This window comes from Sphingomonas sp. Leaf230 (genome assembly GCF_001421745.1).
In the GTDB taxonomy this organism is placed as follows: Bacteria; Pseudomonadota; Alphaproteobacteria; order Sphingomonadales; family Sphingomonadaceae; genus Sphingomonas.
In genome coordinates, this window is record NZ_LMKW01000008.1 from 431396 (window position 1) to 457883 (window position 26488).

Consider the following 26488-nt stretch of genomic DNA (forward strand, 5'->3'; position numbering starts at 1 on the left):
AGACCCCCCGGCCAAAACCCGTTTGTCGCATTCTGGCTACGGGAGGTTCGATTTAATTGGAACCCGTGCGGGAACCATATCCGACGAAGCGTGTTACCGCGCCGACCAACGCCCCGAATGGGCGCTCAGGGCGGCTCAGTTCATGAGTTTCCAACCGGTTATGCGGTCCACGGTGACCTGCGTGACCGCGTGATAGCCCGGCCGCGCCTTGCCGTAGATCTGCATCGCCAGCTTGTGGCCCCAGTCACCCGACTCCATCAGCTGCTGGAACAGCGGCGCGACAAACTTCCGGCGGCCCTGCGACGTCAGGAACTGCTCGGCCGAGGCGTCGGCGGGCGCATAGTGATTGGCGAGCGCGAGTTGTAGCCAGGCGAAGCGTATCTCGGCATTGCCCGTCGTGTTCCAGCCAAACGCGGTATCGAGCGTCTTCAACCGCTCGGCCGGGAGTTTCCGCGGGAGCTGCGTGATGAAGCGCGTGATCTCCTGTGTGGTCGCCTTGCCGGGCACGCCCGAGACGGGACCGCCAGCCGCATACGTCTTCGCCGCCGCATCGACCGCGGGGAACGCGGCGGACGTCACGTGCACCGCGTTCGCCGGGATGCCGGGGCTGTAGACCCAGATGTCGACACCGATCGTCTTGGCTTCGGCGGGAGTCAGCAGCTTCGACTTGAGGTCGGCGAGGAAACCCGCGCTGGTCTGAGGCTGGAAGGCGTGGCGGTCGAAATAGCTTCGAAGATACGCGTCCCACCGTGCGCGCCCGACCTGTTTCTCGATCGTGCGGAGGAAGGCGGCGCCCTTGTCATAGGCGATCTGCGTCATGCCGTCGTCGGGATCGCGCGCAGCGTCGAGATCGAGGTGAAGCTGCGTGTCCTTCGCGGCGGGGCCGCCAGCGTCCTTCACCGCGGCGAGCATGTCGGTCCAGGCGAGGTCGGCCTCCATGTCGGCGCGGCGCTTGCCGTAGAGCGCTTCCATGATCCGGTTCTCGAAATAGCTGGTGAAGCCTTCGTTGAGCCAGAAATCGTCCCAGGTCGCGTTCGTCACGAGGTTGCCCGACCAGCTGTGCGCGAGTTCGTGCGCGATCAGCGAGACGAGGCTGCGGTCGCCGGCGATCGCGGTCGGCGTGGCGAAGGTAAGCGTCGGGTTCTCCATGCCGCCGAACGGGAACGACGGCGGCAGGACCAGCACGTCGTAGCGGCCCCAGCGATACGGGCCGTACAGCCCCTCCGCGGCGGCGACGAACTTCTCGAGTTCACCGAACTCGTACGCGGCCTTGGGCAGGGTCGCAGGCTCGGCCCAGATCCCGGTGCGCGGGCCGGTCGACTTGAACGCGATGTCGCCGACCGCGAGTGCGATCAGATACGGCGCGACGGGCTTGTCCATCTTGTACTCGAACGTGCAGCGATCCGCCGTGCAGGTCGGCTTGCCGGTCGCGAGTCCGCTCATCACCGCAGTGAGTTGCTTGGGGACGGCGATCTTCGCTTCCCACGTCTGGCGGATGCCGGGGGAGTCCTGCGTCGGGATCCAGCTGCGGTTGAGGATCGCCTCGCCCTGGCTGAACAGGAACGGCTGCGTCTTGCCCGCGGTCTGCGCTGGGGTGAGCCATTGGAGTGCCTTTGCGTCGGGGGACGAGGCATAGGCGATGCGGATTTTCCTGGCGCCGTTGAGCGTGACGGTCAGTGGCGCGCCGTGGATCTTGTCGACGGCGCCGATCTCGTAAGGGAGCGGCTTGCCGGCGGCGTCGGTGATGGTGACGATCTTCAGGCCGTTGTCGTCGAGGACAAGTTTCGCGCCCGGTTTCGCCAGGATGTCGAGCGTCGCGATGCCGCGGATCACGTGGGTGTCGAAGTCGGCGGCGAGATCGAGCGCGACGTGCGTGACGCGGGCCTCGGCGGGGCGGGCGTAGCTGTGCGGATCGCGCGCGTCGGGGGTGGTGAGGATGGGGGCGACCGTCTGCGCGACGGCGGGGGATGCGAGGACGAGACCGAGGGCGGTGGCTAGTGCGGGGATACGCATGAAAACTCCGATGTCGGCGTTCCTCGATATCGGGAAGGCCAAACGTCAGTCCTACCGTGCGGGTCCCGTTGCTGGAAGGGTGGGACGATCGCGATTTTGCATCCTCCCCCGCAAGGGGGAGGTGTCGCCGAAGGTGACGGAGGGGGAGGATCCGGAACGCACGTTTCGCATGCCTCCCCCTCCGTCTGGCAAGGGCCAGCCACCTCCCCCTGGCGGGGGAGGATCATTGGAAGCCGTGACTCCTAGCTATCGCGAACCGGTGTCGTTGCCAGTCGCGCTAACCGCGCCTCATGCTCGACCCGCCCGAATGGAAACCGAGAGAAGAAGAACGCCGAGACGCATGCCAGCACGATGTAGAGGCCGGCATAGATCAACGTCAGCCGATCGATCGTCCCGACCGGCACGGTCCCCGGCGTCGCCTTGGCCGGGAACCCCGCCATCGCGAGGATCATGCCTGCGAAGAATATCCCGATCCCGCTCGTGCATTTCTGGACGAAGAACGAGCCCGCGAAGAACACGCCTTCCGACCGCCTACCTGTCTTCGCCTCCGAATCCTCGACCACATCCGCCATCATCGACGCGCCGAGAATGAACCCGGTAACGTTCGACGCGGTGCCGAGGATGAAGAACCCGAACAGCATCGGCAGCAGCGTGGGCTCGCCGACCTCCGGGAAAACGCCGAGCATCCGCAGCCAGTACGGCGAAGTATTGAGCGCCGCGCCAAGCAGCACCGCGCCCATCGCCGCCTTGGGCTTGCTCCCCGTCCTGCCGAGCCGTGGCGCGGCGAGAAACGCGAGGAACACGCCCGAGAACAGCGCGATCGTCAGGTAGACGAACACCGGCCCCTTGAAGCCCCACACATAGGTGTAGAGGTAATTCGACATCGCGTAACTGATGCCCTGGATCGTGTAGGCGCACACGCCCGCCGCCATCAGGATCGCGAACGCGCGGTTCTTCACGGTTTGACGGAGTTCGGCGAAGGACTCACGGAGAGTCTGCCTAGTGATCGGCGGATTGGGGAGATGCCTGATCTCGTGATGCGTGCCGAGCGCGGAAACTAGGATAGCGACACCAATGAAGATCGCCCCCGCCAGCGCAAAGCCGCCATAGCCGGCGCGATTGAGCAGGCCGTTCGGGAACGCCGCGGTGGGCGCGAGGAAATACTGGTACGCCGACAACAGCATCAGCAGCCCGCCGACCCAGCCGAACAGATAGCGATACGCCATGATCCGCGTCCGCTCGTCATAGCCCGACGTCAGCTCGGGCGTCAGCGCGACCGACGGCACCTCGTAGCAACTCACCGCGCTGCGCACGATCACCGCCATGACGAACAGCCAGATCAGCGTCTGCGGCTGCGACATCACCGAGGGCGGGTTCCACAGCAGCAGCCAGCCGATCATGATCGGCAGCGCAGACGCGTACATCCACGGATGCCGACGGCCCCATCTGGTCCGCGTGCGATCGGAGAAGAAGCCCACCGCCGGATCGACGAACGCATCGATCAGCAGCGCCATCATGATGACGAGCCCGACGGTGGCGGACGGGAGCCCGACGACCTGGTTGTAGAACAACAGCAGGAACGTGCCGAACCCGGCGTCCTTCACCCCGTAGGCGACTGCGCCGAAGCCGTAGCTCGCCATCGTGCCGGTCGAGAGGCGGCGGGCGGGTGCGGTCATTTCAGTTTGTCGAGCAGCGCGAACAGCGAGGGTTGCGCGGGGTCCCAGCTTGGCCGCGTGCCGATCGTCATGCCCCCGTCGACGAGGATGTGCGTGCCGGTGATGAAGCTCGCATCGTCGCTCGCGAGGAACGCGACCGCGGCGGCGATGTCGTCGCCGGTGCCGGGGCGGCGGATCGGCTGCGCGTCGGCGGCGATGTGCGCGATCATCGCATCGGCCTGCGTCGTCTTGGCGGCGTCGAGTTCGAGCGTGCGCGTGAAGATGTTGGTGACGATGAAGCCGGGGACGACCGCGTTCACGCGGATCCTGTGCTGCGCGAGATCGGCGGCGGCCTGCTTGGTCAGGTGGAGGACGCCGGCCTTGGCGGTGGAATAGGCGGTCGGCGCATAGCCGGTGCCGAGCGCGGACACCGAGGAGGTGTTGACGATCGCGCCGCCGCCGCGCTTGGCCATCAGCGGTGCCGCGTACCGGATGCCGAGCGCGACCGAGCGGAGGAGGAGCGCCTGCGTGCGGTCCCAATCCTCCGGGGAAATCTCGCCGATCGGGTCGCGTGAGCCGCCCGCGCCGGCATTGTTGAACAGGATGTCGAGCCCGCCCGCATCGTCGGCGGTCTGCATCAGCGCCTCGATATCGCCCGCCTGGAGCACGTCGGTGCGCTGGAACAGGATGCGGCCACCCGAGGCGTCGGCGAGCGCGTGGCCGCCGGTCTCGTCGATGTCGCCGATCAGGACGGTGGCGCCTTCGTCGGCGAGTCGCAACGCGGTCGCTCGGCCGATGCCGGACGCGCCGCCGGTCACGACCGCACGCTTGCCTGAAAACTTCACACGCTCTCTCCTGCTCATTTTTGCGAGCATAGTACGGGCTTTGCACTCGTCAATGACGGCTCGTTCGAAAAACGGGTTTGCGGCGGACGGCGCGCGGCGATACCAAGCGGCCAAACATTCGGAGGATGCGTGATGGATACGACCAACCTGTTCCGGCTCGATGGCCGCGTCGCGCTCATCACCGGCGGCAGCCGCGGGATCGGCAAGATGATCGCCGCGGGCTTCATCGCGCAGGGGGCGAAGGTGTATATCTCGTCGCGCAAGGCCGATGTGTGCGAGGCGGCGGCCGCGGAACTCGGGCCGAACTGCATCGCGTTGCCGCAGGACGTCTCGACGGTGGCGGGGTGCAAGGCATTGGCCGCGCAGTTCGCCGAGCATGAATCGAAGCTCGATATCCTCGTGAACAACGCGGGCGCGGCGTGGGGCGTGCCGTTCGAGGAGTTTTCGGAGGTCGGCTGGGACAAGGTCATGGACCTGAACGTCAAGTCGCCGTTCTTCCTGACGCAGGCGCTGCATGCCGCGCTGAAGGCTTCGGGATCGCGCGCGAAGCCTGCGAAGGTGATCAACATCACGTCGATCGACGGCCAGCGGCTGAACCCGTGGGAGACGTACAGCTATCACGCGTCGAAGTCGGCGCTGATCTATCTGACGAAGCGGATGGCGGCGCGGCTGGTGACGGATTCGATCAACGTCACGTCGATCGCACCGGGGGCGTTCGCGAGCGACATGAACAAGGCGGCGCGCGATCACGGCGATGCGGTCGCGCAGGGGATTCCGGCGAAGCGCGTAGGTGTGGACGAGGACATGGCCGGCGCGGCGATTTATCTCGCCAGCCGCGCGGGGGATTACGTGATCGGGGAGACGATCACGGTGGACGGCGGCCTCGTGCATGCGTCGCTAGGCACAAGCATCGACGCCTAACTTCTGCGTCCCTCGCCCCTCCGGGGAGAGGGAGGGAGGAGCGCTTGCGACGGAAGGGAGAGGGGCTTTGGGATGAAGCGTCCCGAGCCTCACTCCCCTCTCCCTTCCCACGGCAAGTACCGCGGGCCCCTTCCCTCTCCCCGTAGGGGCGAGGGGGTTTAGCGCGCTATGCCGCCAGCCGCGAGAACGGCCAGCGTCACCAGTTCGCTCGCCGTGCTTGTCATCGGCGCAACCTGCACCGGCTTCTCCATCCCGATCAGCATCGGGCCAATCACCGAATCCCCGCCTAGTTCTCGGAGCAGTTTCGCCGAGATATGCGCCGACTGGAGCCCCGGCATAATCAGCACGTTCGCCGGCCCCGACAGCCGCGCAAACGGATAGTTCGCCAACTGCTTCGGGTTGAGCGCAACGTCGGGCGCCATCTCGCCTTCATACTCGAACCCGACCTTCCGCCCGTCGAGCACCGTCACCGCATCACGGATATTGTCGAGCCATTCGCCCTTCGGATTGCCGAAGTTCGAATAGCTCAGGAACGCCACGCGCGGCTCATGCCCCATCCGCCGCGCGACCGCCGCGGTCTGCTCGGCAAAATCGGCCAACTGCTCGGCAGTCGGGCGTTCGTTGACCGTCGTGTCGGCGATGAACACCGTGTGGCTCTGGCCCACCAGCAGGTGGATACCGAACGGCGTCTTCCCCGCCGCCGGATCGATCACGCGATAAATCTGGCGCATCGTCTCGCCGTAGGTGCGCGTGATGCCGGTGATCATCGCGTCGCCTTCACCGAGCTGGAGCAGCAGCGCGCCGAAGATGTTGCGGTCCTGGTTGACCATCCGCTCGCAATCGCGGCGCAGGTAACCGCGACGCTGGAGCCGCGAATACAGGAAGTCGACCATCCGCGGCACGAGCGGCGAGACGCGGCTGTTGTGGAGTTCGAAGCTCTCGGGATCGGTGACGCCGAGCGCACGCAACCGGTCAGGCACGTCGTCGCGACCGACCAGCACCGGCGTGCCGTAGCCGCCTTCCTTGAACGCGATCGCGGCGCGCAGGACGACCTCTTCCTCCCCTTCCGCGAAAATCACGCGCTTGGGATGCGCGCGGGCGCCTTCGTACGCCATCGACAGGACCGAGGTGGTCGGGTTGAGCCGCGCGCGCAACGAATGCCGATACGCTTCGATATCGAGGATCGGCTTGGTCGCGACGCCAGACGCCATTGCGGCCTTGGCGACCGCGACGGGCACGACTTCCATCAAGCGCGGATCGAACGGCGCGGGGATGATGTACGCCGGGCCGAAGCTGTGGCTGACGCCGTACGCCGCCGCGACTTCCTCGGGCACGCGTTCGCGCGCGAGTTCAGCGATGGCGTTGGCGGCGGCGATCTTCATCGCGTCGTTGATGCCGGTCGCGCGAACGTCGAGCGCACCGCGGAAGATGAACGGGAAGCCGAGCACGTTGTTGACCTGGTTCGGATAATCCGAGCGGCCGGTCGCGACGATCGCATCGGGGCGCGCGGCCATCGCCAGTTCGGGGCGAATCTCCGGCTCGGGGTTGGCCATCGCGAAGATGATCGGCGCGGGGGCCATGTCCTTGACCATCTCCGGCGTCAGCGAGCCTGCCGCAGAGAGCCCCAGGAACACGTCGGCACCGACCAGCGCCTCGGTCAGCGTGCGCGTTTCGGTCACCGCCGCGTGCGCCGACTTCCACTGGTCGACGCCCTCGCGCCCCTGGTAGATCACGCCCTTGCGATCGCACAGGATGACGTTGTCGCCGCGCACGCCCATCGCCTTGACGAGTTCGGTGCAGGCGATCGCCGCGGCGCCGGCGCCGTTGACGACGATCTTGACCTCGGACAGTTTCCGCCCCGTCAACAAACACGCGTTGATCAGCCCGGCGGCGGTGATGATCGCGGTACCGTGCTGGTCGTCATGGAAGACCGGGATGTTCATGCGTTCGCGCAGAGCCTGCTCGATGATGAAGCATTCGGGGGCCTTGATGTCCTCGAGATTGATCCCGCCGAAGGTTGGCTCCATCAGCTCGACCGCATCGATGAAGCGGTTCACGTCCTCGGTCTTCAGCTCGATGTCGATCGCGTCGACGTCGGCAAAGCGCTTGAAGAGAACGGCCTTGCCTTCCATCACCGGCTTGGAGGCGAGCGGCCCGAGATTGCCCATGCCGAGGATCGCGGTGCCGTTCGAGATCACCGCGACGAGGTTTCCCTTCGCCGTATAGTCGTAGACGGTCGCGGGATCGTCGTAGATCGCCTGCACCGGCACCGCGACACCGGGCGAATAGGCGAGCGCGAGGTCGCGCTGCGTCGCCATCGGCTTGGAGGCGATGATCTCGATCTTCCCCGGGCGGCCTTCCGAGTGGAAGAGCAAAGCTTCGCGTTCGGAAAATTGCAGCGTTTCGTCGGACATGGGCGGGCCTCGCGCGGTCGTTGGGTTTGGAGGACCTTCTAGGCAGGCGGTCGCCGTTCGTCACCCCGGACACTTCGCCCATGTTCTCCTGCGAACGCAGGAGCCCAGGATCAAGCAGCGCTGTCCCCTGGAAAACTGGACTCCTGCGTTCGCAGGAGAACGGCACCGGATGACGCGGCGACAAACTCCCGCTAGATCGACGCCGATGTCGCACCCCGCCCCCACCCCCATGATGACGCAGTATCTCGGTCTGAAGGCGGAGGCGCAGGACTGCCTGTTGTTCTACCGGATGGGCGATTTCTTCGAACTGTTCATGGACGATGCGCGGATCGCGGCGGGGGTGCTCGACATCGCGCTGACTGCACGCGGTGAGCATGAGGGCAAGCCGATCCCGATGTGCGGCGTGCCCGTGCATGCAGCGACGGTGTACCTGCAACGGCTGATCAAGGCCGGCCACCGCGTCGCGATCGCCGAGCAGGTCGAGAGCCCGGCGGAAGCCAAGGCGCGCGGCGGCTCGAAGGCGCTCGTCGCACGCGCGATCGTGCGGGTGGTGACGGCGGGCACGCTGACCGAGGAAGCGCTGCTCGACGCGCGCTCGGACAATTGGTGCGTGGCGATCGGCGAGGCGGGCGGGTCGGTCGCGATCGCCGCGGCGGACGTGTCGACCGGGCGCTTCGAGATCGTCGAGGTTGCAGGCGACGCGGTCGAGGCGGAACTCGCGCGGCTCGGCGCGGCCGAAGTCGTGGCATCGGAGGCGAGCGCTTTCGAGGAAGCCGCTACCACGTTGCGCCCCAAGACCGACTTCGACAGCGGCGCGGGCGAGGCTCGGCTGAAGCGACTGTACGGCGTGGCGACGCTCGACGGGTTCGGACAGTTCGGCCGCGCGGGGCTCGCCGCAGCCGGAGGCCTGGTCGCGTATCTGGAGCATAATGCGAAGGGCACGATGCCCTTCCTCCGCCCCCCGCGGATCGGGCGTGCGGCGGAGACGATGGCGATCGACGCGGCCACCCGCGAAAGCCTGGAGCTGACCTGCACCACCGGCGGCGTGCGCAAAGGGAGCCTACTCGACGCGGTCGACCGGACCGTGACGGGAGCCGGCGCGCGGTTGCTCGGCGCGGATCTCGGCGCACCATTGATGGACAAGGCGGCGATCGATGCGCGGCTCGATCTGGTGCGGCTGTTCCACGACGATCAAGCGGCGCGCGAGCGGCTGCGCTCGACCTTGCGCGCGATGCCGGACATCGGCCGCGCGCTCGGGCGACTCGCGGCGGGGCGCGGCGGCCCGCGCGATCTCGGGCAGCTACGCGACGGGCTCGACGGCGCGTGGAGCCTCGGCGAGCGGATGGATGCGATCGTCGATCCGCCGGTGCTGCTCCGGGACATCGCGCCAAGGTTGCGCGGACACGGCGCGCTGATCGACCTGCTCAAGCGCGCGCTGGTGCCGTCGCCGCCGATCGAGGCATCCGACGGCGGCTATATCGCGGCAGGCTATGACGCCGCGCTCGACGATCTGCGCGATGCAGGCGCTGGCGGGCGGCGCGCGATCGCCGCGTTGGAGGCGGAGTTCCGCACCACGACCGGCGTCACCGCGCTGAAGATCCGCCACAACGGCGTGCTCGGCTATCATGTCGAGGTCCCCGCGCGCGCGGCGGATCCGCTGATGAAGCCCGAAAGCGGCTTCACGCATCGCCAGACGCTCGCGGGCGTGGTCCGGTTCAATACCCCTGCGCTGCACGAGGTCGCGGCGAAGGTGTCGCAGTCGGGCGCGCATGCACTGGCCGCGGAGGCGGCGCATCTGGAGGAATTGACCGCGCAAGCCCTCGCCGGGCGCGAGGCGATCGCCGCAACCGCGGATGCGCTCGCGCGGTTGGACGTCGCGGCAGGGCTGGCGGAGCGTGCAGCGGAAGGCGCCTGGGCGCGGCCGTCGCTCGTGGATCACGCATGCTTCGAGATCGAGGGCGGGCGGCATCCGGTGGTCGAGGCAGCGGTGGCGAAGTCGGGCGACCGGTTCGTCGCCAACGACTGCAATCTGTCGGAGAGTTCGCGGCTGTGGCTCGTCACCGGCCCGAACATGGGCGGTAAATCGACCTTCCTCCGCCAGAACGCGCTGATCGCCGTCCTCGCGCAGGCCGGGTCGTACGTGCCCGCGACCAAGGCCACGCTGGGGCTGGTCGACCGCCTGTTCAGCCGCGTCGGTGCCTCGGACAACCTCGCACGCGGGCGCTCGACGTTCATGGTCGAGATGGTCGAGACCGCGGCGATCCTCGCGCAGGCAACGCCGCGGTCGTTCGTGATCCTCGACGAGGTCGGGCGCGGAACGTCGACCTATGACGGGCTCGCAATCGCCTGGGCGGTGGTCGAGGCGATCCACGAGGACAACCGATGCCGGTGCCTGTTCGCTACGCACTATCATGAGCTGACGCGGCTGGCGGAGCGGTGCGAGGCGCTGTCGCTGCACCACGTCCGCGCGCGCGAGTGGAAGGGGGAGCTGGTGCTGCTCCACGAACTCGCGGATGGGCCGGCTGATCGGAGTTACGGGCTGGCGGTCGCGCGGTTGGCAGGGATGTCGCCGGTGACGGTGGCGCGCGCGAAGGCGGTGCTGGCGAAACTCGAAGCCGGGCGCGCGAAGACGGGTGGGCTCGCGGCGGGGTTGGATGACTTGCCGCTGTTCGCCGCCGCCGCGCAGGTCGAGGAGGCGGCGTGCGACGTGCTGCGCGAGGATCTGGCGAAACTCGATATCGACGCGATGAGCCCGCGCGATGCGCTGGACGCGCTGTACCGGTTGAAGGCCTTGGCGAACGAGGGGTAGCCCTCCAACGATGTATAGCCCCGTCATGCCGGACCCTTCGACTAGCTCAGGAGAGCCTCGTTCCGGCATCCACCGTTCCGCACATTCGAGAGAATTGAGTGCGCGGGACGGTGGGCCCCGGCCTCCGCCAGGGTGACGGAGTGAGTTGGTGGCAAGGTAAGCTGCTCCCCTCCCTGGAAGGGAGGGGTTGGGGGTGGGTCGGGTCCCGCATGTCCTTACGGTTGCGGCAAAAACGCGCCAACCAACCCCCTGCCCCTCCCTTTCAGGGAGGGGGGACCGTTACGTGATTGGCTACGTGCGAGAATGTCTCCCGCGTCCTAGTATCTCACGATACGTCGATGCTACGCGGCGGCCGGATTTAGCGGAGCGCGGGCTTTGGGCGGACATCATCACGGGCACGACCACGGCCATTCGCATGGTCACTCACACTCCCATGGCGGGCATGGCCACAGCCACGCCCCGGCCTCGTTCGACCGCGCCTTCGCGATCGGCATCGGCCTCAACATCGTCTTCGTCGTCGTCGAAGCGATCGTCGGCCTGCGGATCGACTCGGTCGCGCTGCTCGCCGACGCGGGCCATAACCTGTGCGACGTACTCGGCCTCGTCGTCGCCTGGGGCGGCACGATGCTCGCGCGCACCGCACCGACCAAGCGCTACACTTACGGGCTGAAGGGCTCGACGATCCTCGCCGCGCTGGCCAACGCGCTGCTGCTGCTGGTCGCACTCGGCGCGATCGTGCTGGAGGCGTCGCAGCGCTTTTCCGATCCCGCCCCCACCGCCGGCCTGACCGTGTCGATGGTCGCGGGCATCGGCATCGCCGTCAACGCGTTCACCGCCTGGATGTTCGCACGCGGCCGCAAGGGCGACGTCAATATCCGCGGCGCGTACCTCCACATGGCCGCCGACGCGCTGGTGTCCGCGGGCGTGGTGATCGCCGGCTTCGTGATCTGGCGCACCGGCCTTACCTGGATCGACCCCGCGGTGAGCATCGTCATCGCGGTCCTGATCTTCTGGCAGACCTGGGGCCTGCTCCGCGAAACCGTCGAGATGTCGCTGTCCGCCGTCCCCCGCGGAATCGAGTTCGACCATGTCGACGAGGCGCTGTGCGGCCTGCCCGGCGTCACCGAGATCCACGATCTCCACATCTGGCCGATGAGCACCACCGAACCCGTCCTCACCGCACACCTCGTGATGCCCGCCGGCCACCCTGGCGACCAATTCCTCAGCGACGCCAGGACGATGCTCCACGACAAATTCGGGATCGGCCACGCCACGTTGCAGGTCGAGACCGGCCACGGCCACGACTGCTCGATGGCCAGCCCCGACAAGGTCTGACGCGCGTCAGATAAAGTGAAAGTCCGCCTTCGCACGGCTGGTTTCGCCTTCCAGCGCCTGGTCGCGGTAGGGCCCGTCGCGGTCGACCCAGTGCAGGAAGAGATGCGCCGACCAGCCGTTAGGGTTTGGCGTCATCCGGCCGTGGCGGTGATGCACGCCCTGGTACAGGACCGCATCGCCGACCTCCATCGCGATTCCCGCATATGGTTCCGCGCCGAAGTCGTCGGTAACGCGCGCACTCGGCTCGGTCCGCTCCGTGCCGACCTCCAGATCCCAGGGCGCGCCGTCGCTGTAATCGAGCGTCATCGACAGGCTGTGCTCGCATGCCTGGCGGTCCGAATGCACCATGCAGACGTCGCCCTCGCGGTAGATCCGGAAATAATCATAGGTCGGCAACAGGTCGCGCCCGACGAGCTGGCTGACGATCGGCGTCAGTCCCCAGAGGAATTGCAGCATCGGCGGATATTGCCGACCGTAAACCTCGAACGCGGCACGCTTCAGCAGATTGGGATGCTGCGTGACACCGCTAAGGTCGACCCGGTCCAGCGCCAGATCCTGCTTGAGCCGGCGCAGGAAAGCATCGGTCACCTCGACCGGTATCAGTCCGCGAAGATGCGCGAACCCGTTGTCACGATAGTTGCCGTCGACCTTCATCGCTCGATTGCTATCGGCCGGCGCAAACCGGTGCAAGCCCTCCGCCAGCCGCACGAAAGCCGAAGAATGAACTTTTACGGAGTGGCGCAAGTTACACCGGCATAGATCAGGAGATTATCCCATGAAGAAGCATCTTATCGCAGCGTTGATGTCGGTCGCCGTCGCAGCGCCGGCCATGCTGCCGACCGCCGCGACCGCGCAGCGTTACGACGATCGCCGCGACAACAACGACCGTCGCGATCGTGACGATCGCCGTTTCAACAACGACCGCCGCGGCAACGATCGCAACTGGCGTGGCGACGACCGCAACTGGGATCCGTCGAACAGCTACCGCGACGGTAAGTACCGCGAGCGCCGCCTCAGCCGCAACGACCGGATCTATCGTGGTCGCGACGGCCGCGCCTATTGCAAGCGCAACGACGGCACGACCGGCCTCGTGATCGGCGCACTCGGCGGCGGCGCGCTGGCCAACCTGATCGGTGGCGGCACGCTCGGCACGCTGGCCGGTGCCGGTGGCGGCGCACTGCTGGGCCGGTCGGTCGACCGCGGCAACGTGAAGTGCCGCTGAGCTTCAGCCGAAGCTAGTGAATGAGGAAACGGCGGCCGAGCGATTGGCCGCCGTTTTCGTATTTACAGCATGCCGTACAGCAGCGTGCCGTTCAGCCCGATGATCACCGCGGCGATCACCCAGGCGAGAACCTTCAGCCACGCCGGGCTGACCAGGTCGCCCATGATCGTGCGGTCGCCGGTGAACTTGACGAGCGGCACGACGGCGAACGGAAGTTGCAGGCTGAGCACGACCTGGCTCAGCACCAGCAGCTTGGTCGCCCCCGCATCGCCCGACGCACCGACCACGAACACCGCCGGCACGATCGCTAGCAACCGCGTCACCAGCCGCCGCGCCCAGACCGGCATGCGCAGGTTGAGGAACCCCTCCATCACGATCTGACCGGCGAGCGTGCCCGTCACCGTGGAGTTCTGGCCCGACGCCAGCAGCGCGACCGCGAACAACACGCTCGCCGCGCCCATCCCGAGCATCGGCGCGAGCAGCTGGTACGCCTGGTCGATCTCCGCGACGTCGGTGCGCCCTGCAACGTGGAAGGTCGCCGCCGCCAGAATCAGGATCGCCGCGTTGATGAAGAAGGCGAGGCCCAGCGCCACGGTGCCGTCGATCGTCGCCATCGTGATCGCGTCGCGCTTGCCCGCCGTGTCCTTGGCGAACGCACGCGTCTGGACGATCGACGAATGGAGATACAGATTGTGCGGCATCACGGTCGCGCCGAGGATGCCGATCGCGATGTAGAGCATCGCCGGGTTGGTGACGATCTGCGTCGTCGGCACCAGCCCGCCGAGCACGCCCGCCCATTCGGGCCGCGCGAGGAACAGCTCGAAGACGAAGCAGCCGGCGATGATCACGAGCAAGGCGACGACGAACGCCTCCAGCTTGCGGAACCCGAAGCGTTGCAGCGCGAGGATCAGGAACACGTCGAGCGCGGTGAGGACGACGCCGTAGACCAAAGGCAGGCCGAACAGCAGCTTCAGCGCAATCGCCGTGCCTAGCACTTCGGCAAGATCGCACGCGATGATCGCGATCTCGCACAGGAACCACAGCGCGACGGAGACCGGCTTCGAATAGTGCGCGCGACAGGCTTGGGCCAAGTCGAGCCCGGCCACGATGCCGAGGCGCGCGGACAGCGCTTGGAGCACCATTGCCATCAGGTTCGACAGCAGCACGACCGACAGCAGCGTGTAACCGAATGCAGAGCCGCCGGCGATGTCGGTCGCCCAGTTGCCCGGGTCCATATAGCCGACGGCGACGAGATACCCCGGCCCCACGAACGCGAACAGCCGGCGCCAGAACGACGCGCCTTCGGGGACGACGACGGTGCGGTGGCTCTCGGCGAGCGAGTTGGCGAAGTCGGACGCGGGGAGATTGGGGGCTGACATCGGGGGGTGCTTTGCCGGAACGAGGGGAAGGGGACAAGGCGTGGCTGGCGAGTCGGGCGACAATGCGCTGACCCGCTTCCGTCACCCCAGCGAAAGCTGGGGTATCCCGGTTGGCGGGTGTAGCCATTCGAATGGAGAGATGCCGGCTTTCGCCGAGCCGACGTGTGTGCGGGTACGTAACGAGTATATGGGAACGTTCTCCCCTCCCTGGAAGGGAGGGGCTGGGGGTGGGTAGGCCCGCTCGAGCCACCACGGTCCGAACATGTGGAAACCGACCCACCCCCGCCCCCTCCCTTCCAGGGAGGGGAGCAAGGAGGTCAGATGACCTTCATGTCCGCCTGGTAATGATGCCACGCGAAGATCGCCGCCGCGCCGCGGTGGGGGCGCCAGGCCTCCGCCACCTCGCGAGTCAGTTTCTCGCTCGGCCGGGTCTCGTGGCCAAGGATCCGCCCGACCTCGATCTGGATCGCGAGGTCGCCCGCCGGCCAGATATCCGTCCGCCCTTCCGCGAACAGAAGGTAGATCTCCGCCGACCAGCGACCGATCCCCTTCACGCGGACCAGCGCCGCTATGGCCTCCTCGTCGTCCTCGGGCAGGTTGGTGAGGTCGAGCCGGCCGCTCGTCACCTCGTCGGCGAGGCTGCGGGCATAGCCGAGTTTCTGGCGGGAAAGGCCGGCGCTCTTCAGCAACTCGTCGCTGGCGGCGGCGATTTTCGCCGGGTCACCTGCGCCGCCGACCACCGCGTCGAGCTTGTTCCAGACCGCCGCGGCCGAGGCGACGCTCACCTGCTGCCCGACGATCGTCCGCAGCAACGTCGCGAAGCCGCGCTCGCTGATCCGCGGCGCGGGGTGGCCCGCATTGCCGACCGCGACCGCGAACGCCGGCTCGATTTCGCACAATGCCGCCATCGCGGTTTCGAGTTGCTCTGCGCTCAGGCCCATGATGCTTGATCCCTGGCTCGCGCAACGGCATGAACGCACGAAGATTTTTCGGAGAATGACATGCCCAAGCTTATCGTCGTGACGCGCGAAGGGGAAGAACGCGAGATCATCGGCGAGGCGGGCCTTTCGGTGATGGAAGTCATCCGCGACGCCGGGATCGACGAGATCCTGGCGCTGTGCGGCGGCTGTTGCTCGTGCGCCACCTGCCACGTCCATGTCGACCCGGACTTTGCGGCCAAATTGAAGCCGATGGGGCCTGACGAGGATGACCTGCTCGATTCGACGAGTGATCGGGATGAGTTTTCACGCCTGTCGTGCCAGATCGAGCTGACTGAAGGGCTCGATGGCCTGAAGGTTCGGATCGCGGCGGAGGACTGATTCCCCCTGTCCCTCGCCCCTACGGGGAGAGGGAGGGAGGAGCCTTAGGCGACGGAAGGGAGAGGGGCTGTTGGGATCCAAGTCCCGAGCCTCACGCCCCTCTCCCTTCCCACCGCAAGGGCGGCGGGCCCCTTCCCTCTCCCCGTAGGGGCGAGGGAGTTCAGGTCACCGCGTCGTTATCGCATACAGCGCGATCGCCGCCGCATTCGACACGTTCAGGCTCTCCACCTTCTCCGAGATCGGCAGTTTCGCCAGCTCGTCGCAATGCTGCTCGGTATTCTGCCGCATGCCCTCGCCCTCGGCACCGAGCACGATCGCGATCCGCTGCGTACCCATCGCTTCCGACAACGTCTGCGTCGCGTGGCCCGTCAGCCCGATCCGCCAGAACCCCGCCGCCGCAATCTCTTCCAGAGCGCGCGCCAGGTTCACCACCCGAATCCAAGGCACCGACTCAAGCGCGCCCGAAGCCGCCCGCGCGATCGTCCCGGACTCCGGCGGTGCATTCCGATCCGGCGTGATGATCCCCAGCGCATCGAACGCCGCCGCCGAGCGCAAAATCGCGCCGACGTTATGCGGATCGGTCACCCCGTCGAGGATCACCAGTGGGCGGTTGTCGTCCTTGCCGTGCTCGAGCAGGTCGGCCAGCCACATGTCCTCGAGCGGCTCGACCTCGATCACCACGCCCTGGTGCGGCGCGTCGCCCGGCACCAGCCGCGCCAAATCCATCGCCTCGGCATAGGTCACCGGCACGTCGGCCGGCAGGTCGAACCCGGCCAGCGCCTCGCGCGTGCCGAGGATTTTGCGCACCGTCCGCTCCGGATTGGCGAGCGCCGCGCCCACCGCGTGCTTGCCCCAGAAGCGGGGGCGGCCTGCCGGTGCCTTGCTCGGCCTGTGTCCCTTGCGTGCCATATTCGCTCTCTATCGTGTCTGTGTATGCCGCGTCCTTGTCGGCATTCCGCTCCCGCGGCAACTATGAACCACGAAACTTCGCAAAACCCGCGTTGACAGGCGGGGCGCGCTTCGCCATTGAGCCGCCTCGCTTGAAAGAGCGGCGCTTGCAAAAGCGGCCTGGACAGGTGGCCGAGTGGTTAAAGGCAGCAGACTGTAAATCTGCCGGAGTTTCTCCTACGTAGGTTCGAACCCTACCCTGTCCACCACCGCCCCCGCGCGGTGATGGATCATCCCAAATTCAAAGCATTGATCGGCAACATTCTTTTCCGTCACGGGAAGGAAGTCCGCGTGACATCGGCTCGCGGACGGCTAGGATCGCCGCGACCGTAACGATTTCGGAAACCGCGTGACCTCAGATCCTGCCGTACAGCCGCCCGTTCAAGCACCCGTCATCCAGGATCTAGCCGACTCGATCCTCGACACGCTGGTCCACCGCATCGGCAAGGATGCGCAGGCCGCCCGCCCCCACGACTGGCTCGCCGCGACGATTCTGACGGTGCGCAACGACATCGTCGAACGCTGGATGGCCTCGACCAAGGCGGCACACGCGGCCGGCGCCAAGCGCGTCTATTATCTCAGCCTCGAGTTCCTGATCGGCCGGCTGCTGCGCGACGCGGTGACCAACCTCCAGCGCAACGACGAAGTCACGCAGGCGCTTGCGCTCCACGGCGTCGACCTCGCCGAACTCGAAGAGATCGAACCCGACGCGGCGCTCGGTAATGGCGGCCTCGGCAGGCTCGCCGCCTGCTTCATGGAGAGCATGGCAAGCCTAGCGCTGCCGGCTTACGGCTACGGCATCCGCTACGTGAACGGCATGTTCCGCCAGCGGATCGACGATGGATGGCAGGTAGAGATGCCGGAGAACTGGCTCGCGCACGGCAATCCCTGGGAATTCGAACGCCGCGAGAGCGCCTATTTCGTCGGCTTCGGCGGCGAAGTGACGGTAACCGATGGGGGTCAGGTTCACTGGAGCCCGTCCGAAGCGGTCGAGGCCACTGCCGTCGATACTCCCGTGGTCGGCTGGCGCGGCAAACACGTCAACACGCTCCGCCTCTGGACTGCCAGCGCGTTCGATCCGATCAAGCTCGACCGCTTCAACGCTGGCGATTTCTCGGGCGCGCTTGCCGATCAGACGCGCGCCGAGACGCTCACCCGCGTCCTCTACCCCAACGATTCCACCGCGGCGGGGCAGGAACTACGTCTCCGCCAAGAGTATTTCTTCTCGTCCGCGTCGATCCAGGACATCGTCCGGCGCCACATCCAGTATTTCGGCGACATCCGTACGCTGCCCGACAAGGCCGCGATCCAGCTCAACGACACCCATCCCGCAGTGTCGGTCGCGGAGCTCATGCGGCTGTTGATCGACCACCACGAATTCGCGTTCGACGAGGCGTGGAAGATCACGCGCGCCACCTTCGGCTACACCAACCACACGCTGTTGCCCGAGGCGCTGGAGAGCTGGCCGCTGCCGCTGTTCGAACGCCTGCTCCCGCGGCACATGCAGATCGTCTACGCGATCAACGCCAAGCTGCTGCGGGAGGCGCGCGGCACCGAGGGTATCGACGACCGCGCGATCTCGGCGATCAGCCTGATCGACGAGGGCGGCGAGCGGCGCGTGCGGATGGCGAACCTCGCCTTTGCCGGGTCGCACAGCGTCAACGGCGTCGCCGCGCTGCATACGCAGCTAATGAAGAAGACGGTCTTCGCCGATCTGCACAAGCTCTACCCGACGCGGATCAACAACAAGACGAACGGCATCACGCCGCGCCGCTGGCTCCAGCAGTGCAACCCCGGCCTCACCGCGCTGATCCGCGATGCGATCGGCGATGGCTTCCTCGACGATGCCGAAAAGCTGGTCGATCTGGATGTTTTCGCGGACGACTCCGGTTTCAGGGAGCGCTTTTCGAGCGTGAAGCGTTCGAACAAGGTGGCACTGGCTAATCACATCAAGGAGACGATGGGGCTCCGCGTCGACCCGGACGCGATGTTCGACGTCCAGATCAAGCGCATCCACGAATATAAGCGCCAGCTGCTCAACATCATCGAGACGGTCGCACTCTACGACCAGATCCGCAGCCATCCCGAACGCGACTGGACCCCGCGGGTCAAGCTGTTCGCGGGCAAGGCGGCGTCGAGCTATCATAACGCCAAACTCGTCATCAAGCTGGCCAACGACGTCGCGCGCCGGATCAATGCCGATCCATCGGTCGGCGGCCTGCTCAAGGTCGCGTTCCTGCCCAACTACAACGTGTCGCTGGCGGAGAAGATCATCCCCGCCGCCGACCTCAGCGAGCAGATCTCGACCGCCGGCCTCGAAGCGTCGGGCACCGGCAACATGAAGTTCGCGATGAACGGCGCGCTGACGATCGGCACGCTCGACGGCGCGAACATCGAGATCAAGGACCGCGTCGGCGACGACAACATCTTCATCTTCGGCATGACCGCGGACGAGGTCGAGGCGAAGCGCGCCGACGGCTATGATCCGCGCAGCGTCATCGACGGCTCGAACGAACTCCGCCAGGCGGTGTCCGCGATCGCGTCCGGCGTGTTCTCCCCCGACGACAAGACGCGCTACGCCGGCTTGATGGGCGGGCTGTACGACGGCGACTGGTTCATGCTCGCCGCCGATTTCGACAGCTATGCTGCCGCCCAGCGCGCGGTCGACACGCGCTGGAACGACCGCGATGCATGGGTCGCCTCGACCGTCCGCAACGTCGCGCGCGTCGGCTGGTTCTCGTCCGATCGCACGATCCGCGAATATGCGCGGGAAATCTGGACGGTGATGTGAAGCCACCCGAAGGCGCCATCGTAGCTCTCCTCGAAGGGCGTCACGACGATCCGTTCTCGCTGCTCGGCGTCCACAGCGGCCCGACCGGCGTGTTCGCCCGCGTCTGGCTGCCCGGCGCGGATACCGCGGAGGCACACGCACTAGACGGCACCGCGCTCGGCACGCTCCCTCGCATCGACGATCGCGGCCTGTTCGAGGGTCCGATCGACGGCGAAGCACAGCCGGTGAAATACCATGCGGAGGCGGGCGACACGTCGTGGTGGGTCACCGACCCCTACAGCTTCGGCCCCGTGCTCGGCCCGATCGACGATCTTCTGATGGCGGAGGGCACGCACCGCCGCCTCCACGACAAGATGGGCGCGCACCTGATCGAGCACGAAGGCGCACACGGCGTCCATTTCGCGCTCTGGGCCCCCAATGCGCAGCGCGTGTCGGTGGTCGGCGACTTCAACGACTGGGACGGCCGCCGCCACGCGATGCGCAAGCGCGGCGACGTCGGCGTGTGGGAGATCTTCATCCCCGACATCGCCGAATACCGCGCGTACAAGTTCGAGATCGTCGGCCCCGACGGCCAGCTGCAACCGCTCAAGGCCGACCCGTTCGCGTTCGCGGCCGAACTCCGCCCCGCCAACGCCTCGATCACGCGGAAACTCGCGCACGACTGGGCCGACACCGATCATCGGAAACATTGGGCCTCGGTCGATCCACGCCGCGTGCCGATCAGCATTTATGAGGTCCACGCCGGCTCCTGGGACCGCGACGCCGACGGCTGGTTCCTGACTTGGGACGCGCTCGCCGATCGTCTGATCCCGTACGTGGTCGAGATGGGCTTCACGCACATCGAATTCCTGCCGATCAGCGAACACCCGTACGACCCGAGCTGGGGCTACCAGACCACCGGCCTCTATGCGCCCTCCGCGCGCTTCGGCGACGTCGAAGGGTTCGCGCGGTTCGTCGATGGCGCGCATCTCGCCGGCATCGGCGTGCTGCTCGACTGGGTCCCCGCGCATTTCCCGACCGACGCGTTCGGGCTGGCGAAGTTCGACGGTACCGCGCTGTACGAACACGAGGACCCACGGCTCGGCTTCCACCCCGACTGGAACACCGCGATCTACAATTTCGGGCGGCGCGAAGTGACGTCGTTCCTCGTCAACAACGCGCTGTTCTGGGCCGAGCGCTATCATATCGACGGCCTGCGCGTGGATGCGGTCGCGTCGATGCTGTACCGCGATTACTCGCGCAAAAGCGGCGAATGGATCCCCAACGCAGACGGCGGCCGCGAGAATTGGGAAGCCGTCGCGTTCCTCCGCGACATGAACCGCGAGATCTACGGCCAGCACCCCGGCGTCTTCACGATCGCCGAGGAATCGACCTCCTGGCCGGGCGTCTCAGCGCCGGTAAGCGACGACGGCAAGAGCGGCGGCTTGGGGTTCGGGTTCAAGTGGAACATGGGCTTCATGCACGACACGCTCCAGTACATGGCGCGCGATCCGCTGCACCGGAAGCACCATCACGGCGAGATCAATTTCGGCCTCGTCTACGCGTTCAGCGAGAATTTCGTCCTGCCCCTCAGCCATGACGAGGTCGTCCACGGCAAGGGTTCGCTGCTCACCAAGATGCCCGGCGACGACTGGCAGCAGTTCGCCAACCTGCGCGCCTATTACGCGTTCATGTGGGGCTACCCCGGCAAGAAACTGCTCTTCATGGGGCAGGAGTTCGCGCAGCGCCGCGAATGGTCGGAAGCGCGCGCGCTCGATTGGGACTTGCGCAACGCACGTAGCCACGAAGGCATCCGCAACCTCGTCCGCGACCTCAACACCGTCTACCGCGAGAAGCCGGCGTTGCACGCGCGCGATTGCGAGGCGGAGGGCTTCGAATGGCTAGTCGCGGACGACGCCGCCAATTCGGTGTTCGCGTGGCTGCGCAAGGCCCCCGGCGCGAAGCCGATCGCGATCGTCGCCAACATGACGCCGATCGCGCGCGCGCCCTACCGCGTGCCGCTGCCGCTCGACGGCCGCTGGTGCGAGATCATCAACAGCGACGCGCACGACTATTGGGGCAGCGGGCTCGGCAATCTCGGCGGCGTCGTCGCGAAGGACGGCGCGGCCTGGGTCACGCTGCCGCCGCTCGCGACGATCATGCTCGAATACGAAGGATAGTCCGTCATGCCGGGCTCGTTCCGGCATCCACCGTTCCGCAGGCTCAGCGGCTTGAGAGTGTGCGGAACGGTGGACCCCGGAACAAGTCCGGGGTGACGGGGAGTTATAGCGACGAACAAGACGAACACGGGAGAGACGGACATGGTGGAACGGCGGGGACAGCCATTGGCGCGCGACGCGATGGCGTATGTGCTGGCCGGCGGCCGCGGCAGTCGCCTGATGGAGCTGACCGATACGCGCGCGAAACCCGCGGTGTATTTCGGCGGCAAGGCGCGCATCATCGATTTCGCGCTGTCCAACGCGATCAACTCGGGCATCCGCCGAATCGGCGTCGCGACGCAGTACAAGGCGCATTCGCTGATCCGCCATCTCCAGAGCGGCTGGAACTTCCTGCGCTCGGAACGCAACGAGAGCTTCGACATCCTGCCCGCGTCGCAGCGCATCAGCGAATTCCAATGGTACGAGGGCACCGCCGACGCGGTCTACCAGAATATCGACATCATCGAGAGCCACGCGCCCGAATACATGGTCATCCTGGCGGGCGACCACATCTACAAGATGGATTACGAACTGATCCTGCAACAGCATTGCGAGACCGGCGCGGACGTCACCATCGCCTGCCTCGAAGTGCCGCGGATGGAAGCGGTCGGTTTCGGCGTGATGGCCGTGGACGAGCACGACAACGTCACCGCGTTCGTCGAGAAACCCGCCGATCCGCCCGCGATCCCCGGCAACCCGGACATCGCGCTGGCGTCGATGGGGATCTACGTCTTCACGACCAAGCTGCTGTTCGAGGAGCTTCGTCGCGACGCCGCAACCCCCGGATCGTCGCGCGACTTCGGCAAGGACATCATCCCGTACCTGGTCAAAAACGGCAAGGCGGTCGCGCATCGCTTCTCGGACAGCTGCGTCCGCTCGGGGCTCGAGGTCGAGGCCTATTGGCGCGATGTCGGCACGGTCGACGCCTATTGGGAGGCGAATATCGACCTCACCGACGTGGTGCCCAAGCTCGACCTCTACGACCGCAGCTGGCCGCTCTGGACCTATTCCGAGGTCACGCCACCCGCAAAGTTCGTCCACGCCGACGACGGTCGCCGCGGCGAGGCGGTATCGTCGCTGGTGTCCGGCGATTGCATCATCTCCGGCTCATCGATCCACCGCAGCCTGATCTTCACCGGCACGCGCGCGCACAGCTACTCGATGCTGGATCAAGCGGTGATCCTCCCGCACTGCGTGATCGGCCGCGGCGCGCGCCTGTCGAAAGTGGTGGTAGATCGCGGCGTCGAAATCCCCGACGGCCTGATCGTAGGCGAGGACGCAGAATCCGACGCCCAACGCTTCCGCCGCACCGACAACGGCGTGGTGCTGGTAACCAAATCCATGATCGACCGGCTGACGGCGTGATGACCAACGCAAATCCTCCCCGGCACGGGGAGGGGGACCGTTCGCCATCGGCGAAGGGTGGAGGGGGCTCACCGCGAGCGTATCGCCTGCGACCGCAAGCGTACCGCCCGCGAGCATACCATCTGCGATCGAACGCATACCGCCTGCGGAAGCCCCCCTCCACCATGCGATGCATGGTCCCCCTCCCCGTGCCGGGGAGGATTTGATGCGCGTCCTCTCCGTCGCCTCGGAAGCCTACCCCCTCATAAAAACCGGCGGTCTCGCGGACGTCGTCGGCGCGCTCCCGGCCGCGCTCGCGCCGCATAACGTCGCGCTCACGACCTTCCTCCCCGGCTACCCAGCCCTCGCCGCCGTCACCAAACGCGCAAAGGTAATCCACCGCTACACAGACCTGCTCGGCACCGAAGCCCGCATCCTCAAGACAAAGATCGGCGACTACCCGCTCCTCGTCCTCGACGCCCCCGCGCTGTTCGCCCGAGGCGGCGGCCCCTACGGCGACGCGACCGGCGCAGACTGGTCCGACAACTGGCGCCGCTTCGCCGCGTTCAGCCGCGCCGCCGCCGATCTCGCCTCGGGCGCGGTCCCCGGCTACGCATTCGACATCCTCCACGCGCACGACTGGCAGGCAGCGATGGCCCCCGCCTATCTCCGCTACGCGCCCGGCCCCGGCGCCCCCGCCAAGACGGTCGTCACGATCCACAACATCGCGTTCCAGGGGCGCTACGGCCACGACATCTTTGCCGATCTCGCGCTCCCCGACAAAGCCTTCGCGCTCGACGGCGTCGAATATTACGGCGGCGTCGGCTTCCTCAAGGCCGGTCTCGAAGCCGCCGACGCGATCACCACCGTCAGCCCGACCTACGCCGCAGAAATCCGCCGCGGCGAATTCGGCATGGGCCTCGAAGGCCTGATCAACGACCGCGCCGGCCGCGTCACCGGAATCGTCAACGGCATCGACCCCGCCGTCTGGAACCCGGAAACCGACGCGTCCCTCCCCGCCCGCTACACCGCGCGCACGCTAGCCCGCCGCCGCACCAACAAGCGCGCGATCGAAACCCTGTTCGGGCTCGACACCGGCGACGGCCCGATCTTCACCGTCATCAGCCGCCTTACCTGGCAAAAGGGCATGGACGTCCTCGCCGGCGCGCTGGACGAACTCGTCGCACTCGGCGGCCGTCTCGCGCTGCTCGGCTCGGGCGACACCGCGCTGGAACGCGCGTTCCTAGCCGCCGCCGAACGCCACCCCGGCCGGATCGGCGTCCGCATCGGCTATGACGAACCCGTCTCGCACCTGCTGCAAGGCGGCGCCGACGCGATCCTGATCCCATCGCGATTCGAGCCGTGCGGCCTGACGCAACTCTACGGCCTCGCTTACGGCTGCATCCCCGTCGTCGCGCGCACCGGCGGGCTCGCCGACACCGTGATCGACGCGAACGAAGCCGCGATCGCAGCGGGCGTCGCCACCGGCATCCAGCACGACGGCGTTACGCCCGAAGCGCTCAGCCACGCGCTGCGCCGAACGATGGCCCTCTATGCACGCCCCGATCGCTGGTCCATGTTGCAGCGCAACGCGATGCGTGCGGACTTCTCGTGGGACGAGAGCGGCCGCCGCTACGCAGACCTTTACGCAAGCCTGACGGGGACCGCATGATCCGCACCGTATCGACCACGCCTTATTCCGATCAGAAGCCCGGCACCTCGGGCCTGCGGAAGAAGGTTAAGGTCTTCCAGCAGCCAAACTATGCCGAAAATTTCGTCCAGAGCGTGTTCGACGTGGTCGCGGACAAGGCCGGCGCGACGCTGGTGATCGGTGGCGATGGTCGCTTCCTCAACCGCGAAGTCATCCAGGTCGCGATCCGCATGGCGGCAGCGAACGGCTTCGGCCGCGTGATCGTCGGCCGCGGCGGCATTCTCTCCACCCCCGCCGCCAGCCACATGATCCGCAAGCGTGGCGCCATCGGTGGCCTCGTCCTCTCGGCAAGCCACAACCCCGGCGGTCCCGACGAGGATTTCGGGATCAAGTACAACATCGCCAACGGCGGCCCCGCCCCTGAATCCGTGACCGACGCGATCAACGCGCGCACGCTCGAGATCGACCGCTGGCTGACCGTCGACGCGGCCGACATCGACCTCGACACCGACGGCGAAGTCACGGTCGGCGATATGCCCGTCGAGGTCGTCGATCCGGTCGAGGATTATGCCGCGCTCATGGAGACGCTGTTCGACTTCGACGCGATCCGCAGCGCCAAGCTGACGATGGCGTTCGACGCGATGAGCGCGGTCACGGGGCCGTACGCGACCGAGATCCTCGAACGCCGCCTCGGCTTCGCGCCCGGCACCGTCCGCAACGGCGAGCCCCTCCCCGACTTCGGCGGTCACCATCCCGACCCCAATCTCGTCCACGCGCATGAATTGTACGAGACGATGATGGCGTCCGAAGCGCCCGATTTCGGCGCAGCGTCGGACGGCGACGGCGACCGCAACCTGATCATAGGCAAGCACCGCTTCGTCACCCCTTCGGACAGCTTGGCCATGCTGGCGGCGAACGCACACCTCGCGCCGGGGTACGCAGGCGGCCTCAAGGGTATCGCCCGCTCGATGCCGACCAGCGCCGCCGCCGACCGAGTGGCCGAAGCGCTCGGCATCCCCGCCTACGAGACCCCGACCGGCTGGAAGTTCTTCGGCAATCTGCTCGACGCCGGCATGGCGACGATCTGCGGCGAGGAAAGCGCCGGCACCGGCTCCGACCATGTCCGCGAGAAGGACGGCCTGTGGGCAGTCCTCCTGTGGCTCAACATTCTCGCGGTCCGCGGCGACAGTGTCGACACGATCGCCCGCGATCACTGGGCGAAGTTCGGCCGTAACTACTATGCCCGCCACGATTACGAAGGCGTCGAAACCCCGCGCGCCGACGCATTGATGGCGGCGTTGCGCGCCAGCCTAGCCACCCTGCCCGGCCAGCAATTCGGCGACCTCACCGTCGAGACCGCGGACGAGTTCGCCTATACCGACCCGACCGATGGCTCGATCAGCCGCAACCAAGGCGTCCGCATCCTGTTCGAGGGCGGCAGCCGCGTCGTGTTCCGCCTGTCGGGCACCGGCACCACCGGCGCGACCTTGCGCGTGTACCTCGAACGCTACGAGCCCGTCGGCGGCAACCTCGACCGTGACACCGGCGAGATGCTCGCCAGCATCGTCGCCGCCGCGGCGTCAATCGCGAGGATCGCGGAGCATACCGGCCGCACCGCCCCCGACGTCGTCACCTGATCCGCGA

Annotated in this window: 18 protein-coding genes and 1 tRNA gene; 11 read left to right on the plus strand and 8 right to left on the minus strand. The window is 66.9% G+C overall.

Features of this window, described 5'->3' with window-relative positions:
• Nucleotides 1-135: 135 nt before the first annotated feature.
• From ASE82_RS07610 to ASE82_RS07620, 3 genes are all read right to left on the minus strand, one after another.
• Nucleotides 136-2013 (minus strand): M1 family metallopeptidase, encoded by a 1878-nt coding sequence (locus tag ASE82_RS07610; RefSeq protein WP_056061009.1) that lies wholly within the window; start codon nucleotides 2011-2013, stop codon nucleotides 136-138.
• A gap of 242 nt (nucleotides 2014-2255) precedes the next feature.
• Entirely contained in the window at nucleotides 2256-3689 is a 1434-nt protein-coding gene (locus tag ASE82_RS07615; protein ID WP_235524613.1) for an MFS transporter, read from the minus strand.
• Nucleotides 3686-4513, minus strand: coding sequence for an SDR family NAD(P)-dependent oxidoreductase (locus ASE82_RS07620; RefSeq protein WP_056061014.1), 828 nt, complete (start codon nucleotides 4511-4513; stop codon nucleotides 3686-3688). The genes ASE82_RS07615 and ASE82_RS07620 overlap by 4 nt, the downstream gene beginning before the upstream one ends.
• Nucleotides 4514-4645: 132 nt before the next feature.
• On the opposite strand from ASE82_RS07620, the gene ASE82_RS07625 reads away from it, so the two are divergent.
• The gene (locus tag ASE82_RS07625) at nucleotides 4646-5434 is read left to right on the plus strand and encodes an SDR family NAD(P)-dependent oxidoreductase (protein WP_056061017.1); all 789 of its coding nucleotides are present in this window, start codon (nucleotides 4646-4648) and stop codon (nucleotides 5432-5434) included.
• A gap of 158 nt (nucleotides 5435-5592) precedes the next feature.
• Here the strand turns inward: ASE82_RS07625 and ASE82_RS07630 are convergent, their stop codons facing one another.
• On the minus strand, nucleotides 5593-7848 hold the full coding sequence (locus tag ASE82_RS07630; RefSeq protein ID WP_056052149.1) for an NADP-dependent malic enzyme: 2256 nt from the start codon (nucleotides 7846-7848) through the stop codon (nucleotides 5593-5595).
• A gap of 229 nt (nucleotides 7849-8077) precedes the next feature.
• On the opposite strand from ASE82_RS07630, the gene mutS reads away from it, so the two are divergent.
• Both mutS and ASE82_RS07640 read left to right on the plus strand, forming a co-directional pair.
• Entirely contained in the window at nucleotides 8078-10657 is a 2580-nt protein-coding gene (gene mutS, locus ASE82_RS07635) for a DNA mismatch repair protein MutS (RefSeq protein ID WP_056061019.1), read from the plus strand.
• 375 nt (nucleotides 10658-11032) lie between these two features.
• Nucleotides 11033-11992, plus strand: a complete 960-nt coding sequence (locus ASE82_RS07640) for a cation diffusion facilitator family transporter (RefSeq protein ID WP_056061022.1) — start codon at nucleotides 11033-11035, stop codon at nucleotides 11990-11992.
• Nucleotides 11993-11998: 6 nt separating this feature from the next.
• On the opposite strand, the gene ASE82_RS07645 is transcribed toward ASE82_RS07640, so the two are convergent.
• On the minus strand, nucleotides 11999-12646 hold the full coding sequence (locus ASE82_RS07645; protein ID WP_056061025.1) for a hypothetical protein: 648 nt from the start codon (nucleotides 12644-12646) through the stop codon (nucleotides 11999-12001).
• A 121-nt stretch (nucleotides 12647-12767) separates the two neighbouring features.
• Here ASE82_RS07645 and ASE82_RS07650 point away from each other — a divergent pair, with 121 nt between their 5' ends.
• Nucleotides 12768-13214, plus strand: a complete 447-nt coding sequence (locus ASE82_RS07650) for a hypothetical protein (RefSeq protein WP_056061027.1) — start codon at nucleotides 12768-12770, stop codon at nucleotides 13212-13214.
• Nucleotides 13215-13276: 62 nt separating this feature from the next.
• On the opposite strand, the gene ASE82_RS07655 is transcribed toward ASE82_RS07650, so the two are convergent.
• The gene (locus tag ASE82_RS07655) at nucleotides 13277-14593 is read right to left on the minus strand and encodes an Nramp family divalent metal transporter (RefSeq protein ID WP_056061030.1); all 1317 of its coding nucleotides are present in this window, start codon (nucleotides 14591-14593) and stop codon (nucleotides 13277-13279) included.
• A 317-nt stretch (nucleotides 14594-14910) separates the two neighbouring features.
• Nucleotides 14911-15534, minus strand: coding sequence for a DNA-3-methyladenine glycosylase family protein (locus tag ASE82_RS07660; protein WP_056055074.1), 624 nt, complete (start codon nucleotides 15532-15534; stop codon nucleotides 14911-14913).
• A 60-nt stretch (nucleotides 15535-15594) separates the two neighbouring features.
• Here ASE82_RS07660 and ASE82_RS07665 point away from each other — a divergent pair, with 60 nt between their 5' ends.
• Entirely contained in the window at nucleotides 15595-15912 is a 318-nt protein-coding gene (locus ASE82_RS07665) for a 2Fe-2S iron-sulfur cluster-binding protein (protein WP_056061033.1), read from the plus strand.
• A gap of 165 nt (nucleotides 15913-16077) precedes the next feature.
• Here ASE82_RS07665 and rlmB read toward each other — a convergent pair whose 3' ends face one another.
• Nucleotides 16078-16821: a 23S rRNA (guanosine(2251)-2'-O)-methyltransferase RlmB gene (gene rlmB / locus ASE82_RS07670; protein WP_056055070.1), complete on the minus strand. Its 744-nt coding sequence runs from the start codon at nucleotides 16819-16821 to the stop codon at nucleotides 16078-16080.
• Between the two features lie 161 nt (nucleotides 16822-16982).
• Here rlmB and ASE82_RS07675 point away from each other — a divergent pair.
• The 6 genes from ASE82_RS07675 (at nucleotide 16983) to ASE82_RS07700 (ending at nucleotide 26481) form a co-directional block, all read left to right on the plus strand.
• Nucleotides 16983-17069, plus strand: a tRNA-Tyr gene (locus ASE82_RS07675).
• Nucleotides 17070-17254: 185 nt separating this feature from the next.
• Complete coding sequence (locus ASE82_RS07680) at nucleotides 17255-19651, plus strand: glycogen/starch/alpha-glucan phosphorylase (RefSeq protein WP_200910697.1); 2397 nt, start codon at nucleotides 17255-17257, stop codon at nucleotides 19649-19651.
• Complete coding sequence (gene glgB, locus ASE82_RS07685) at nucleotides 19648-21810, plus strand: 1,4-alpha-glucan branching protein GlgB (protein WP_056061037.1); 2163 nt, start codon at nucleotides 19648-19650, stop codon at nucleotides 21808-21810. The genes ASE82_RS07680 and glgB overlap by 4 nt, the downstream gene beginning before the upstream one ends.
• Nucleotides 21811-21954: 144 nt before the next feature.
• Nucleotides 21955-23214: a glucose-1-phosphate adenylyltransferase gene (glgC, locus tag ASE82_RS07690; protein WP_435368469.1), complete on the plus strand. Its 1260-nt coding sequence runs from the start codon at nucleotides 21955-21957 to the stop codon at nucleotides 23212-23214.
• A 205-nt stretch (nucleotides 23215-23419) separates the two neighbouring features.
• Nucleotides 23420-24865 carry a glycogen synthase GlgA gene (glgA, locus tag ASE82_RS07695; RefSeq protein WP_056061041.1) on the plus strand — a complete coding sequence of 482 codons (1446 nt, stop codon included), beginning with the start codon at nucleotides 23420-23422 and terminating at the stop codon, nucleotides 24863-24865.
• Complete coding sequence (locus tag ASE82_RS07700) at nucleotides 24862-26481, plus strand: alpha-D-glucose phosphate-specific phosphoglucomutase (RefSeq protein ID WP_056061045.1); 1620 nt, start codon at nucleotides 24862-24864, stop codon at nucleotides 26479-26481. The genes glgA and ASE82_RS07700 overlap by 4 nt, the downstream gene beginning before the upstream one ends.
• The last annotated feature ends 7 nt before the right edge of the window (nucleotides 26482-26488 follow it).

What these genes read in the sequence shown, in the direction of transcription:
- ASE82_RS07700 (WP_056061045.1), top strand. Translation starts at nt 24,862, where the DNA reads ATGATCCGCACCGTATCGACCACGCCTTATTCCGATCAGAAGCCCGGC.
- ASE82_RS07665 (WP_056061033.1), top strand. Translation starts at nt 15,595, where the DNA reads ATGCCCAAGCTTATCGTCGTGACGCGCGAAGGGGAAGAACGCGAGATC.
- ASE82_RS07615 (WP_235524613.1), bottom strand. Translation starts at nt 3,689, where the DNA reads ATGACCGCACCCGCCCGCCGCCTCTCGACCGGCACGATGGCGAGCTAC.
- ASE82_RS07655 (WP_056061030.1), bottom strand. Translation starts at nt 14,593, where the DNA reads ATGTCAGCCCCCAATCTCCCCGCGTCCGACTTCGCCAACTCGCTCGCC.
- ASE82_RS07645 (WP_056061025.1), bottom strand. Translation starts at nt 12,646, where the DNA reads ATGAAGGTCGACGGCAACTATCGTGACAACGGGTTCGCGCATCTTCGC.
- ASE82_RS07650 (WP_056061027.1), top strand. Translation starts at nt 12,768, where the DNA reads ATGAAGAAGCATCTTATCGCAGCGTTGATGTCGGTCGCCGTCGCAGCG.
- ASE82_RS07610 (WP_056061009.1), bottom strand. Translation starts at nt 2,013, where the DNA reads ATGCGTATCCCCGCACTAGCCACCGCCCTCGGTCTCGTCCTCGCATCC.
- ASE82_RS07660 (WP_056055074.1), bottom strand. Translation starts at nt 15,534, where the DNA reads ATGGGCCTGAGCGCAGAGCAACTCGAAACCGCGATGGCGGCATTGTGC.
- mutS (WP_056061019.1), top strand. Translation starts at nt 8,078, where the DNA reads ATGATGACGCAGTATCTCGGTCTGAAGGCGGAGGCGCAGGACTGCCTG.
- rlmB (WP_056055070.1), bottom strand. Translation starts at nt 16,821, where the DNA reads ATGGCACGCAAGGGACACAGGCCGAGCAAGGCACCGGCAGGCCGCCCC.
- glgA (WP_056061041.1), top strand. Translation starts at nt 23,420, where the DNA reads ATGCGCGTCCTCTCCGTCGCCTCGGAAGCCTACCCCCTCATAAAAACC.
- ASE82_RS07630 (WP_056052149.1), bottom strand. Translation starts at nt 7,848, where the DNA reads ATGTCCGACGAAACGCTGCAATTTTCCGAACGCGAAGCTTTGCTCTTC.
- ASE82_RS07625 (WP_056061017.1), top strand. Translation starts at nt 4,646, where the DNA reads ATGGATACGACCAACCTGTTCCGGCTCGATGGCCGCGTCGCGCTCATC.